The sequence below is a fragment of the Paenibacillus cymbidii genome (genome assembly GCF_004764705.1).
GTDB lineage: Bacteria > Bacillota > Bacilli > Paenibacillales > NBRC-103111 > Paenibacillus_AN > Paenibacillus_AN cymbidii.
In genome coordinates, this window is sequence record NZ_SHLX01000001.1 from 103,505 (window position 1) to 117,684 (window position 14,180).

10 protein-coding genes are annotated in these 14,180 nt (G+C 59.9%); 8 read left to right on the forward strand and 2 right to left on the reverse strand.

The genetic code is table 11. The features are described from left to right. The first annotated feature begins 41 nt into the window (after positions 1-41). The 5 genes from EXY20_RS00405 to EXY20_RS00425 all read left to right on the forward strand — a co-directional run bounded on the left by EXY20_RS00405 (position 42) and on the right by EXY20_RS00425 (position 5,437). Positions 42-1,550: a xylulokinase gene (locus tag EXY20_RS00405; RefSeq protein WP_135546483.1), complete on the forward strand. Its 1,509-nt coding sequence runs from the start codon at positions 42-44 to the stop codon at positions 1,548-1,550. A gap of 3 nt (positions 1,551-1,553) precedes the next feature. Next, positions 1,554-2,615: an NAD(P)-dependent oxidoreductase gene (locus EXY20_RS00410; protein WP_135546485.1), complete on the forward strand. Its 1,062-nt coding sequence runs from the start codon at positions 1,554-1,556 to the stop codon at positions 2,613-2,615. Next, positions 2,603-3,373: a 3-oxoacyl-ACP reductase FabG gene (gene fabG, locus EXY20_RS00415; RefSeq protein ID WP_135546487.1), complete on the forward strand. Its 771-nt coding sequence runs from the start codon at positions 2,603-2,605 to the stop codon at positions 3,371-3,373. Before EXY20_RS00410 ends, fabG begins: the two co-directional genes overlap by 13 nt. A gap of 176 nt (positions 3,374-3,549) precedes the next feature. Next, positions 3,550-4,497, forward strand: a complete 948-nt coding sequence (locus tag EXY20_RS00420) for a sugar phosphate isomerase/epimerase family protein (protein ID WP_135546489.1) — start codon at positions 3,550-3,552, stop codon at positions 4,495-4,497. A gap of 127 nt (positions 4,498-4,624) precedes the next feature. Continuing rightward, positions 4,625-5,437, forward strand: coding sequence for a phytanoyl-CoA dioxygenase family protein (locus EXY20_RS00425; RefSeq protein ID WP_135546491.1), 813 nt, complete (start codon positions 4,625-4,627; stop codon positions 5,435-5,437). Positions 5,438-6,840: 1,403 nt separating this feature from the next. Here the strand turns inward: EXY20_RS00425 and EXY20_RS00430 are convergent. Both EXY20_RS00430 and EXY20_RS00435 read right to left on the reverse strand, forming a co-directional pair. Then, entirely contained in the window at positions 6,841-8,481 is a 1,641-nt protein-coding gene (locus EXY20_RS00430) for a response regulator transcription factor (protein ID WP_135546493.1), read from the reverse strand. Next, complete coding sequence (locus EXY20_RS00435) at positions 8,463-10,322, reverse strand: sensor histidine kinase (protein WP_167858912.1); 1,860 nt, start codon at positions 10,320-10,322, stop codon at positions 8,463-8,465. The genes EXY20_RS00430 and EXY20_RS00435 overlap by 19 nt, the downstream gene beginning before the upstream one ends. A gap of 272 nt (positions 10,323-10,594) precedes the next feature. Here EXY20_RS00435 and EXY20_RS00440 point away from each other — a divergent pair, with 272 nt between their 5' ends. The 3 genes from EXY20_RS00440 (at position 10,595) to EXY20_RS00450 (ending at position 14,171) form a co-directional block, all read left to right on the forward strand. Next, positions 10,595-11,494: an ABC transporter permease gene (locus tag EXY20_RS00440; protein ID WP_235885297.1), complete on the forward strand. Its 900-nt coding sequence runs from the start codon at positions 10,595-10,597 to the stop codon at positions 11,492-11,494. Between the two features lie 29 nt (positions 11,495-11,523). Beyond that, complete coding sequence (locus EXY20_RS00445) at positions 11,524-12,417, forward strand: carbohydrate ABC transporter permease (protein WP_135546499.1); 894 nt, start codon at positions 11,524-11,526, stop codon at positions 12,415-12,417. 113 nt (positions 12,418-12,530) lie between these two features. Beyond that, entirely contained in the window at positions 12,531-14,171 is a 1,641-nt protein-coding gene (locus EXY20_RS00450; protein WP_167858913.1) for a type 2 periplasmic-binding domain-containing protein, read from the forward strand. The last annotated feature ends 9 nt before the right edge of the window (positions 14,172-14,180 follow it).

The following is a 14,180-nucleotide window of genomic DNA, read 5'->3' on the forward strand; positions in this document are numbered from 1 at the left end:
CGCAGTCTGCGGCAGGCCCGAGCGGAAGGGAGCGCAATACGATGATGCCTTGCGTGTTAGGCGTCGATATCGGGACGACGACGGTTAAAGCCGTATTGTTCGATGCCGCAGGCCATTCGCTTGCCTCGGCGCAAGCGGAGTATCCGACGTATCGCCCAGAGCGGTTCCGGGCCGAGCAGGAGCCGGACGACTGGTGGCTGACGCTTGCCGGCCTGCTCCGGCAGTTGCTCGGCGCTGCGGACGGCCGCCACCGGGTGGCGGCCGTTGGCGTCAGTTCGCAGGCGCCGGGACTCGTGCCGCTCGGTGCGGACGGCAAGCCGCTGTGCCGCGCGCTCATCTGGATGGACCGCCGCGCCGATCTTGAAGCGGCCGAGATTGGCTCCGCGCTTGGCGAGCGGCGAGTCGCCGAATATTCGCTCAACCGGCCGGATTCCTTCTATACGGCGGCGAAGCTGCTCTGGTTCAAGCGCCATCGGCCCAAGCTGTACGCCCGGACTCGCTTCGTCGTGCAGACGAACGGCTACATCAACTACCGGTTGACCGGGACGATCGGCATGGACGCCGCGCACGCGGGCATCACCCAACTGTTCGACGTCCCTCGCGGCGGATGGGCGGGGGATGTGCTGGACGCGTTCGGTCTCTCCGCGCATATGCTGCCGCCGGTGCATCCGTGCGGCGCCATCGTCGGTGCGGTCACCGCGGAAGCGGCGGCGGCAACGGGACTGCCGGCCGGCACGCCGGTTGTCGCCGGCACCGTCGACGGCGCGGCCGCGGCGCTTGAAGCCGGCGTCACGCAGCCGGGCGTCGCCGCCGAGATGTCCGGCACCTCGAGCGTGCTCGTGACGAGCAGCCGCCAAGACCGGGTGTCGCCGGCGTTCATTTCGATGCCGCACGCATTGCCGGGGCAAACGCTCCGGCTGGCGGCGATGAGCACCGCCGGCGCCTCGCTCAAATGGCTGCGGGACCAATTGTGCCGGGAACGTTCGGCCGCGGACGGCTACGCATTTTTGAATGCGGAGGCCGAATCGGCGCCGCGCCGGAACGATCTGATCTTCCTTCCGTACATGGCGGGCGAGCGGTCGCCGATCTGGGATTCGGATGCGCGCGGCGTGTTTTTCGGCTTGTCGCTGGGCACGACGCGGGGCGATATGATTCGTGCGGTGATGGAGGGGACAGCGTTTGCGCTGCGCCATAATATCGACATCATGGAGCGGGACGGCGAACGGCTCGGTACGCTGCGGCTGCTCGGCGGCACGGCGAAAAGCTCCTTATGGAACCGGATCAAAGCCGACATACTGAATCGCGAGCTCGAAGTGCTGGACGGATCGGAAGGCGCGCCGCTCGGCGCCGCCATGCTGGCGGGAATCGCCGTCGGATTGTATCCGGATGCGGCGCATGTGTTGACGCATGTTCGCCGTTCCCGGCAGACGGTTGTACCCGGCGGCGACATGGAACCATTTTACGCGCGGAAATTCGCCTTGTACAAATCGCTGTACGAACAAAATGCGGCTTCGTTCAAAGCGTTGTCGCGTTTGATCGGGGAGGAATAACGGATGAAGCTGCTCAATACCGCCCGAATGGAGGCGGCCGATCTGGAACGGCTGCGCGGCCTGTTTCCGTCTGTCGTTCATGGCGGCTGGGGGTTCGACAAGAAGAAGCTGACGGAAACGCAAATGGCCGAAGCCATCGCCGGAAGCGACGCCGCGCTGATCGAATTCGAGCCGGTTACCGCACGCGTGCTGGACGCGGCCGGCGGCAGGCTGCGGTTTATCGCTTGCTGCCGCAACGAGCCGGAAGCGAGCGTGGACATCGCGGCGGCGACGAAACGCGGCATCCCGGTCCTTACCGGCGCGGGTCGCAATGCCGTCTCCGTCGCGGAATTCAATTTTGGGCTGCTGCTTTCGCTGGCGCGCCATATCGGCCGGACGGATTATTTGCTCAAACATACGGACGCGATTACCGGCATTGCTTATTCCCGCAACGATCAACTGAAAGGCCCTTCGGAATGGTCGCTTGACGAGCAGGCGCCGTTCAATCGTTTCGGCGGACCGGAGCTGCACGGCAAGAAGCTAGGCATCGTCGGCTTCGGCACAATCGGCCGCGTCGTCGCAAGAATGGGCCGGGCGTTCGGCATGGAGCCGCTTGTTTTCGATCCGTATGTGACGGCGGAGACGATCGCCGCAGCCGTCGAAGGGACAAAATCGTCGCTGGAGGAGCTGATGAGCGAAGCCGATTTTGTCAGCCTCCATGCCAAGGTTACTCCCGAAACGACCGGCCTGATCGGAAGCGGCGCCTTGTCGCTGATGAAACGCTCCGCTTACCTCGTCAATACCGCGCGGGCGGCGATTATGGACTACGATGCGCTTTACCGGGCGCTTGCGGAACGGCGGATCGCCGGCGCGGCGCTGGACGTTTATCCCGAGGAGCCGATCGGTGCGGACAATCCGTTCCTGCGCCTTGACAATGTGGTGCTGACGCCGCATTTGGCCGGCGCCAGCCACGATATCCCGAAGCATCATTCGCGGCTGGTCGCCGACGACATCCTTCGCCTCATGCAAGGGGAACGGCCGCATCGCATTGCCAACCCGGAGGTGCTGGAAGCATGGCGGCCGTAAATCGGGGGATCGATGTTCCGCCGGGCAAGGTTGCGCTCGTGACCGGAGCGTCCCGCGGCATCGGGGCCGCTATTGCGCTCCGGCTGGCGGCGGACGGTTTTGCCGTTGCGGTGCATTACCAAACAAGCGGTTCGGCTGCGGCGCAAGTGGCGGAGCAGATCGAGCGAAGCGGCGGGCAAACGATGCTCGTGCAGGGGGATGTGTCCGGCCGCGGCGGGATGGAGCCAATCGTGACGGAAGTTGCGGCAAAATGGGGCCGGATCGACGTATTCGTCCCGAACGCCGGGATCATGGTCGACGCCGAAATTGCGCATACGACGGACGAGCAATGGGAACGCGTGCTGGCGACCAACCTCGACAGCGCGTTCTACGGTTGCCGGTCGGTCATCCCGCATATGATCGCAGGCGGCTTCGGCCGGATCGTCGCGATTTCGTCGCAGGCGGCGCTGACGGGTTCGGGCGGCCACGCCCATTATGCCGCCGCCAAGGCGGGACTGCTCGGATTCGTTTATTCGCTGGCGAAGGAGCTGGGACCGTCCGGCATTACGGTCAATGCGGTGTCGCCGGGGCGAATCGATACCGACATGCTGGCTGCCCGCAGCGAAGGGCGCATGGAGGAATGGCTCGCGCAAACGCCGCTGCGCAGGCTCGGCCGGCCGGACGAAGTGGCGCATGCGGTTGCCTTTCTCGCTTCGGACGAAGCGTCGTATATTACCGGGCTGAACCTGCATGTGAACGGCGGCCTGGTGATGGGGTGAGCGGGATGCGCAAAAAAGACAAAAAAGGAAAGCCGAAGTTCAAGAAGGATGATGTGCAGATTCGGGGGTTGGCCTTATAATAAAACCAGAAGGGAGCGGGCAGCCGGTCGTTCGCAAACGGGGACTTTTCGCGCTGTTACAATGCCCGTGCACAATACATAGAAGGAGACCTGATTATGGCATCCCTGCAACGATTCGAGCAGAAGAACGCCGCCATTCGCAGCGCTTTCGAGGAACTGAAACGGAAGTCGCCGGAGCGGCTGAAGCGGCGGCTCGATTTATCCTGGAGCAACTGGGGCTTCGGCATGGAGCCGCTGGCCGCCAGCGCGGCCCGTCTGCAGCGCGCCGGCATTACGTACATCGAGCTGCACGGCAACCATTACGGCGCCGATCTCGGCTACAAGCCGGCTGAGACGCAACGCATTCTGGAAGATAACGGCATTCGGGTCAGCGGCGTTTGCGGCATGTTTTCGGCCGATAACGACTTGTCCAGCAACCGGGCGGTGCACCGGCAGGCGGCTGTCGATTATTTGAAGCGCGAGCTGGCGTTTACCGAGGAAATGGGCGGCAGCTACATCCTGGTCGTGCCCGGGGCCGTCGGCCGGCCGAAGGCGTACGATGCGATGGAGTTTGCCCGCAGCGTGGAGACGCTGCAGCTGGTCGCCGACCTGTTCACGCGGCACCGTGTGAAAGGGGCGATCGAACCGATTCGTTCGGCCGAAGTCAGCTTCGTGCATACGATCGCCGACGCTCAGGCGTATATTCGCGCCGTCAACCATCCGGGCATCGCCCATATCAATGCCGACGTGTACCACATGCAGGCGGAAGAAACGCATATCGGCGAAGCGCTGCTCGCCGCGGGCGACCAACTGGTCAATCTGCACATGGCAGACAGCAACCGGTGTGCGCTGGGCGACGGATCGATGGACCTGGACACGATCATTATGGCGCTGTACTTGCTTGGCTACAACCGGGAAGGCCGCTTCGTCACGCCGGAGCCGCTCGGACCCGGCGGCGATCCGTATCCGGCGATGTACGGCAAGCCCGACCCGGAGAAACTGGAGCAGCTCGTCAGCTCGTCGGCCGCCTACTTCCGCGCGCGCGAGGAAACGCTGCTCGGGTAAATCGCGATAATAGCAGAATCGTATAGGAACATGACATCATCGTTGATTCCGTCCGCCGGCGCAAATCGGTATCATGTACGTATGAAGCGTGCTTGTTACCATTTCAGGCAAAAAGGTGGAGAGCAGAATGACTTATGCACTGCAAACCTTGACGGAAGAGCAGAAGCGGCAATTTGAAACCGATGGGTATTTGGTAGTGAAAGGGTTGTTTACGCCGGACGATGTCAAGACAATCGTGAACATATTCGATGAAATCAGCCATGAAGTGATTCCCGGCCATTTCGTGCCGGACCTTTCCGCGGAAAACACCGATCCGTTGAAGCGATATCCGCGCGTGATGCACCCGCACCGGTTCAACCAGACGGCCAAAAACTACATGCTGCACAAACCGGTGATGGACGTGCTCGGCGATTTGTACGAAGAGGAGCCGCTTGCGGCGCAGAGCATGTTTTACTTCAAGCCGCCGGGCGCGCGCGGACAGGCGCTGCACCAGGACAATTTCTACCTGAAGGTCGAACCGGGCAACTGCATTGCCGCCTGGACGGCGATTGACGCGGCCGACGAGGAGAACGGCGGTTTGCTGGTTGTGCCGAAGACGCACGATTACGATATCGTGTGCCCGGATTCTGCGGACGAGAACGAATCGTTCACGAACCATTTCGTCAAGCCGCCGAAAGACCAGAAGGCGGTGCCGGTTCGTCTCGACGCCGGCGACGTGCTGTTCTTCAACGGCAACCTGATTCACGGCTCGTACCGCAACAAAACGAAGGACCGGTTCCGCCGGGCGTTCATTTGCCACTACGCCAACAACTCGGCGACCAGCATCAGCGAATATTACCGGCCGCTGTTCCATGCGGACGGTACCGAAGCGAACCATCTGGAACCGAGCTTGAACGGCGGACCGTGCGGCATCGAGTTCCAAGGCGACGTGTATCACTAAATGCGGCATACAGCGCGGGTCGGCTCCCGGTACGGGGGCCGGCCTTTTCTCGATAGTAAAAACAAAGGCGATCAACCAAAACCAAAATAGCCCATGAAAAATGGCCTATTTGCCCCAAATCGTCCGGCTCGGGGAAATAACCAGTGAAAACACTGGTTATTTGCCTCAGATCGCCTACAAATCGGCACTTCAAGCGAAATAGCCAGTGATTTCGCTGGTTATTTTGAAGAGGCTGCCCGTTTTTGGAGAAATAGGCAAGAAAATAGGGCTTGTTTTGCAAGGGGGTAGTTGGCGGAGGAGTGAATAGAGCGCATGAAGCAAATTGTCTGCTCCATGATAGGCAGTCCTCCCTCACAAGGCCAGCCTTCCCTTGCATCGGCCCCGCCCCAATGGAGGCTTGGCAGTTGCCGGCCAAGCCAGATTGCTGGGCGCGGCATTGCGTTTGCCCCGATGGCCGCGGGGCAAAAAAAGCAACATTGCACGCTTGGGCGGCGTTTGGCGAGCGTGGCAGGAAAGCAGCATTTCACTCGCGGTCCGCTGCGTGGAAGGGTTGCTTCTCCGATCGCTTGTTGTTTTCGGATGCCCGGAATTAACGAGGCCAAGGAAGCCATTCGAAAACAAAGGCGAACGCTGGCGCTTCTCCGGAGCAACCCTTCCGCTCCGCTCTCGGCGTGAAACACCGTTGCTTGTGTGCGGGTTCAAGAAGCCACTATCCTGCGAACCTCTATTGCGGCCGCGGCATCATGCAGGCTGGGTCACTGACCCAAATAGCCAGTGAAAAATGGCTTATTTGCCCGATTTCGGGTGCCTCTACGGAAATAGCCAGTGAAAACATGGCCTATTTGCTCCGCCAGGCCCCGAAATCAGGCCTTTTGGCCGAAATAGCCAGTGATTTCACTGGCTATTTCGGAGAGACGGCCCATTTTTAGCGAAATAGGCCATAAAACACGGCCTAATTCTGCCATTGCTATCCGTCGCTGGCCCCGGACGTCGCTGCAAGGCTAGAAATCAGCCTGGTTTCGATCCGACGCGGGATCGGAGCGGCACGAAAGCCAATAGTTAGTTGGCGGAGGGGGGGAATGCGGCGTGTTGTGCAACGTGCCTGCTTGGCGAGCGGCAAGTGTCGCGAGGCCGGCCGCGTGCATCGGCCGGTCGGGGGTCGGCTTGGCAGCAGCCGGCCAAGCCGGGGAAGGCTAAGGCGGCTGCAAGGGTAGCCGCCACGGCGCTCTGCCATCCGGCGCAAGAAGGGGCGGCGATCCAGAGAGGCCGTGCGCCGGCGGCGGTGCGCAGCGGGATGTTAAAAAGCTGGGCGAGGGGCGGGAGCAGGTTTCGCCGGATGTTCGCCGTTTGCTTCCGTGCTGTTCGCCATCAGCTCGCCGGATGTTCACCGTTAACGTGAGCAGTTACTTGCCGCGCATGTACTTTTTCGCATACGATTGCGGTGTTTCGCCGACGATGTCCTTGAACACCTTGAAAAAATAGCTGTAGTTGTTGAAGCCGAGTCCGCGGTACAGCTCCTTGATCGTGTGGTCGCCGCTTTCGATATATTGCTTGCTCAGCTCGATCTTGTGGTGATTGATCGACTCGGTGAAGCTCATGCCTGTCTCTTCCTTGAACAGCCGGCTTAAATACGACGGTGTGATGCCGATCGTGGCCGCGGCCTCCTCCAGCGTCACGCCGTCGCGATAATGCGCGCGAATCAGGCTCATCGCTTCCTCCACATGCTTCGAATATTTGCCTTCGATCTGCCGCTCGCCGATCAAGGCGACCAGTCGTCCGAAGATCGTCTTCACCCAGGCGCGCACCTCGTCCGACCGCTCCAGCTTCGGCCGTTTGTCCGCCAGATCGGCGGCGATCCAGCCGACATCGGCGCCGCCCTTCTTGCCGACGCGGTGGGCCAAATGCACAAGCTCCTCGACCAGCGCGACGAATTGCGCATACGAGCCCGCTCTCCTGGCGAATGCGTCGAACGCGTCGTCGACGATTCGTTCGATCTGCACCTGGCTGCTGACGACGATCGCCGCCAGCAGCTCCTTCTCCTGCTTGATCGTCAGCGCGGCCGTCCTTCCTGTGGCGGGGGCGGCTGCCGACAGCGAAACAGCCGCGATTTGCGCCGCGGGATGGCTGCCGAGCTCGGCAAGCCTGCGGTCGAGCGCCTCGTGAGCCAGCACGCAGTAAGCGCGCAGCTTGCCGGCCGGCCCATGGCATACCGGGCTGCTGCCGAAGGCGGCGCCCATGTTGAATACGAGCCGCAGCGTGCGGCCGATCTTGTCGGTCAGCGCCTGTACGGACTGGCGGATTGGCGCTTCGCTGCGATATGCCTCGTAGGAAAGCAGAAAAACGATGCGCCCGCTTCCGGCATCGAACGAAACGTAAGCGGAAGCCGGGTCGCCCGCCAGCTGGCGGCACAGCTCGACGACAGAGCGCAGGAACAGTGCGGTCCCGGTGTTCCCGTCCTCGGAATCGCCAGCCGGGCTGCCTGCCAACTGGACGGGATGGAGCGGCTGCATCGCCAGCACGACGGCGTTTCCGGCGAACGGGCGCAGCAGGGCGGCCGCTTCGCTGCCGGGCGGCGGAAGCGGCGCGCCGTCTTCTTGCAGCAGCCGGTCGACAATCGCCGCCGCATGTCCAGAACGGCCTGCCCACGATTCGCCGGAGCCGGCCGGCTTGACGCGGGCGGAGGCGCGGTTCAGCACGCCGAGCAGCATGTCCGCGTCGAGCCGGTGCTTGAGCACGTAGTCGACCGCTCCGCTGCTCATCGTATCGCGCACGTAATCGTACTTGTCGTAATTGCTCAGCACGACGACCGCCACTTCCGGGCAATGCTCGCTGATATACCGGCAGAGCGAAACGCCGTCCATATGGGGCATGTCGATGTCAACCAGCGCGATATGCGGGTTCAGTTCGCCGATCAGGCGAATCGCCTTGATACCGTCCTCGGCTTCTCCGCACAGCGCAAAGCCGAACGCTTCCCAATCGATCGCCGACCGCAGCGCATTGCGGGCGAGCAATTCGTCGTCTACGATCAGCACCCGTCTGAACATGGCGGCGCCTCCATTTCTGCATCCGGTTTGTTTCGGTCTCCGATCTGCGCAGGCTGCCGGCGCACAATAGGAATAGCAAGCTCGACGGTCGTATACATGCCGGGTTCGCTGATCAGCTTGAGCCCGTATTCGTCGCCATATGTCATGCGGATGCGTTCATGTACGTTGCGGATCCCCATGCCGCTGAAGCTTCTTTCGCCACCGCCCGTTTCCATGGCCCGTTCGATCTGGCCGGCGTTCATGCCGATGCCGTTGTCGGTCACTTCGAGCTTGATTCGTCCGAATTCCCCGTATATCCGCACCGTCACGCGCAGCGGTTTGTCCGTATCGCCGGCGCCGTGAATAAGCGCGTTCTCCACGATCGGCTGCAGCACCAGTTTGATCGTCAGAAATTCGAGCACGTCCTCCTCCACCTCGAACGCAAACTCGATCCGATCCAAATATTTGTACCGCTGAACCCCGATATAGGCTTGCAGATGCCGCAGCTCCTCGCGAATCGTAACGACTTCCCGCGTGTGGCCGAGCGTCATGCGCAGCAAGTCGACGAACGAACCGGTCAATTCCTCGATATTGCGCACGCCTTGCATCCGGGCGAGATTATGGATCGTCCCGAGCGTGTTGTAGATGAAATGCGGTTTGATCTGCGCTTGCAGCGCCGCCAGCTCCGCGTCCCGTTTGCCCTTTTCGCTGACCACGATATCGTGCATCAGCGCATCGATATTGTTCATCATCCGGTTGAAGCCTTCGCTGAGCTCGCCGATTTCGTCCCGCGAGCGCACGCGCGGACGGGCGCGCAGATTGCCTTCGCGCACCTTCCTCATCGTCAGGCTGAGATGCTTGAGCCCGTGCGTCATCCGGTTGGACAGGGCGATGGAAACGAGTAAAACGAGGATGAAGACGACCAGCGCCAACTGTATGATCATGCGGCGGGTATCCGCGGCCTCCTTCAGCAGGGTATGGTAAGGAATCAGCCCGAGCGTCAGCCAGCCTGTCGTTTCCGACACGTACTGCACGGCCATGTATTTGTCGCCATTGAGCGCAATGACCTGGTGCCGCAGCCTGGGTTCCGCTTCGTGCGGGGCTTCGAAGTAAGACGCAAGCTCCGATTCCTGCAGCCCGGCCGCGGCATCGACCCGCTCCGGCCGAAAAATGATGTTGCCGAGCGGGTCCGCGACATAAAACAAGCTTTCGGCTACCGGCTTGATGTCGAATATTTTGCCGATGAACGTTTTGTCGAAATCGATCATCGCCACTCCGACCGGCTGGTTGTTTCGGCGGATGATCCGCGTGAACGAGATGCTGCCGCGTTCGGGCGCGTCGATCAGAATCTGCTTGTCCTTGGAAGCGGCCGCCTGGGCAAACCACGGCTGGTCGACGACGGAGCGAAACAGCATGTTGCCGCCGGCGGAAAAGATGTTGCCGTTCAAGCCGATGACGGAAATGCGGGAAATGTATGTTTTGTAAGCGAGAAGGGAGGCAAGAAAGCTTTCGGCGTTCTGCCGCTCGCGGAAGCCTTCGTAGGAAACCGGGTCCTTGCGGCTGACTACCGGATCGATTACGGATTCGTTGCTCGTGACGAGGACCGTGCTGATTTTTACGATATCGCCGAAAATCATTTCGAAGTTTTCATTGGCATGCGTAACCGAGTCGGAAACGTAGGTTACGGCGTTCGTCTCGATGGTGCGCGAGAAGCGCAAGTACATCGTCAGCGAAACGGCCGTTATCGAAAGCAGCACGACGACGGCGAACGTGACGAATATTTTGGCCTGGATGCTGCCCGGGTAATGCAGCAGGCTTCTTGCGAACCGGAAGCTCCCGTCGACGGCGTTGCGCACACTCATGAAAGCGCCTCCCGGAAAGCGGATGATCAGGGCCTTACAGCCGAGTGACCCTATTGTAATCACATTCCCTCCCGCCGTCAATCGGGCTTCCCCATGAATCTCCCCAGTGCGAATATGTGGAATCGTTGTGCATATATTTGCACTTTTCGCGCGAATGACTGCGCTTACAATGACCATAGACACAACGCGGCGAACGGATGCCGAACCGGGAGAAGGCAGGCGCGGCACTCCGGGGCGGCAGGACGTTGTCGCGCAAAGGAGCCTCTGACGCGATGAATTGGAAAGCGATTGCCAAAAATTACGAGCTGTATCTGTTTCTGCTTCCGGCGCTGGCGTACTTCCTGCTTTTTCATTACTGGCCGATGTACGGGCTGCAAATTGCCTTCAAGGATTTTTTGCCGAGCCGCGGCATTCTGGACAGTCCCTGGGTAGGCTTCAAGCACTTCAGCGAATTTTTTGACTCGTATTTGTTCTGGCAGTTGATGCGCAATACGCTCGAACTCAGCCTGTACTCGCTGGCCGTCGGCTTTCCGGTGCCGATCGTGCTGGCACTGATGATGAACGAAGTGCGCGGCGCGCGGTTCAAGAAGACGGTGCAGACGGTCACTTACGCGCCGCATTTTATTTCGACCGTCGTCATCGTGTCGATGATCGTATTTTTCCTGTCGCCGCAGACCGGGCTCGTAGGCCAAATCGTCGCCGCGTTCGGGAAGGACCCCGTTCCGTTTCTGTCCAGTCCGGCCTGGTTCAAGACGGTGTACGTGCTGTCCGGCGTATGGCAGCACGCGGGCTGGAGCTCGATCATCTATTTGGCGGCGCTGGCCGGCATCGATCCGCAGACGCACGAAGCGGCGGTTATCGACGGCGCTTCCCGCTTCCAGCGCATCCTGCACATCAACATTCCCGGCATTTTCCCGACGATCGTCATTCTGCTCATTCTGGACGTCGGCAACCTGATGGCCGTCGGCTTCGAAAAAGTATATCTGATGCAAAACCCGCTTAATCTGGATTCCTCGAACATTATCGCCACATACGTCTACAAGCGGGGCATTCAGGAAGCGCAATACAGCTTCGCCGCAGCCGTCGGGTTGTTCAACTCGGCGATCAATTTCATCTTGCTGCTGACGGTCAACCGCATTGCGCGCGGCTTGAAGCAGAACAGCTTGTGGTAACGAAAACAACCGCCGGGAGGACGTCCGAAATGCTGCAAGATACGGGAAAAGACAAATGGTTCAATTCGATCAACAACGCGCTGCTGCTGCTGGTGACCGTTATGGTGCTGTATCCGCTGGTATACATCTTGGCGGCGTCGGTCAGCGATCCGGTCAAGGTGGGGCTTGGCGAAGTGTGGCTGTGGCCGAAGGGCTTTACGCTCGAAGGATATGAACGCATATTCGAATTCAAGCCGATCTGGACCGGCTATCGCAACACGATTTTTTATGCGCTGCTCGGCACCGCCATCAACCTGATCATCACGCTTGCCGCCGCCTACGCTTTGTCCCGGCGCGACCTGATCGGCCGCAGCGGCATCATGCTGCTGTTTCTGGTGACGATGTTTTTCTCCGGCGGCCTTATTCCGACGTTTCTCGTCGTCAAGCAGCTGGGGCTCGTCAATACGATCTGGGCGATGGTGCTGCCGAACGCGGCGGCTATGTGGAACATTATCATCTGCCGCACCTTTTTCCAGACGAGCATCCCGGTAGAGCTGCAGGAATCGGCGCAAATCGACGGCTGCACGAACACGCGGCTGTTCGTGTCCGTTGTGCTTCCGCTGTCGAAGCCGATTATCGCCGTCATGGCGCTGTTTTACGGCGTATCGCATTGGAATGCGTTTTTCAACGCGCTGATTTATTTGTCCGACCGGAACCTGTATCCCTTGCAGCTCATTTTGAGGGAAATCTTAATCATGAACCAGGTGACCGACATGCTGCAGATGTCGACCGATGAGATGGAGAGCATGGTGAAGCGGATGTACATGGCGGAAATCATGAAATACGGGCTGGTTATTGTCTCGTCGCTGCCGGTGCTGGCGGCGTATCCGTTCCTGCAGAAATATTTCATGAAAGGCGTCCTGATCGGCGCGATCAAGGGCTGACGGCGACCGGGCCCGTTGCGCCCGTCTTTTGGGGAGGTGATCGATTTCCGGCAAACGAGGCAGTACAATGGCAGTACATGCTTGGCCAAAAAATGCGACGGAGCGTGAAAAGCATGACAAAGGGGTATCGCTGGCTGACGCCCGCATTCGTATCGATCGCGATGCTGACGGCTTGTACGGGAAATAGCGGCAACGCCGGCGAAAGCGGCGCCGACAAGGGAGCATCGCCCGCGCCAAGCGCGGCGGCGCAAACGAACGACAAAATCAATCCGACCGGATTTCCGATCGCGAAGCAGTCGATCCAGCTGTCGATCATGATGAAGAAGCCGGCTAACCAGTCGTCCTGGAACGAGCTATGGATTTCGAAATATTTGGACGAAAAGCTTGGCGGCAAAACGACGGCGGTCGAAATCGACGAAAACGCATGGAACGAAAAGAAAAACCTGGCGTTCGCAACCGGCGAACTGCCTGACATCATCTGGTCCGGCGGCGCGCTGACGTCGAGCGATGTGACGAACTACGGCTCGCAGGGGCTGCTGATTCCACTGAACGAATTGATCGACAAGTACGCGCCGAATATCAAAAAGACGCTGCAGGACAATCCCGACCTGCGCAAGACGGTCACTTCGCTCGATGGCAAAATCTACGCGCTGGCTGCGCCGACTTATCCGAAGCGGGAACCGGTCATCGGCCGGTACTGGCTCAACATGCAGTGGATGAACAAGCTGGGGCTGAAGGTGCCGACGACGCTCGACGAGTTCTACAACGTGTTGAAAGCGTTTAAAGAGAAGGACCCGAACGGCAACGGCAAGGCCGACGAAATCCCGGCTTCCGGCGCGAGCGCTTCGAATCCGATCGATTCGATCGTGTTGACGGCGGTCGGTTATCTGGAGAAGTACATCACTCTGGACAAAACCGGCAAAAAAGTGGTGTATACCCAGGCTCAGGCGGAATTCAAGGACTATTTGGCGTTCATGAACAAGCTGTACAAGGAAGGGCTTCTCGATCCGGAATATTACACGCAGAACATCACGACGTTCCGCGGCAAGGCTCAGAAGGACCAGGTCGGCTTCTACTTTGACGCCGCCCATTTCGTGGCGGTCGGGCTCGACAAGTATACGAACTACGCCAGCTTCCCGCCGCTCACGAGTCCGCAGAACCCGGAGCGGATCTGGCCTTTGCAGCGGGTGGCGACGCTCGGCGGCCTGAATTCGATCGCGATTACGTCCAAGAACAAAAATCCGGAAGCGTCGATCCGGCTGCTCGACTACGGATTCACCGAAGAAGGCGGCAGCGCCATCCGCTTCGGCCCGAAGCTCGATACGGTCGTGCCGGGAGCGGGCATCGTGACGAACCCCGACGGCACCTGGGAAATCAAGACGCCTCAAGGCTTGTCGAGCAACGATTACCGGATGAAATCGGTCACCAACATGAGCTTGCCTGTATCGGATGCGTTCTATCTGAAAAACAAGGAAGTGCCGGAACAGGCGTCGTTGACCAAAAACCTGGTGGAGAACATGCTCCCTTACGGCAAGCCCGTGTATCCGAACGTGTTCCTGACAAAAGAAGAGCAGGACAAGGTAAACAAAGTCCAGACGGATCTGAAAACGTACGTCGATCAGATGGAAGCGAAGTTTATCGTCGGCGACACGCCGTTGTCGAAGTGGGACGAATATATCGCCACCGTGCAAAAAATCGGCGTCAACGAGCTTGTCGCCATCTATCAAACCGCGTTCGACCGCTGGAACAAGTAGGGGCACAAC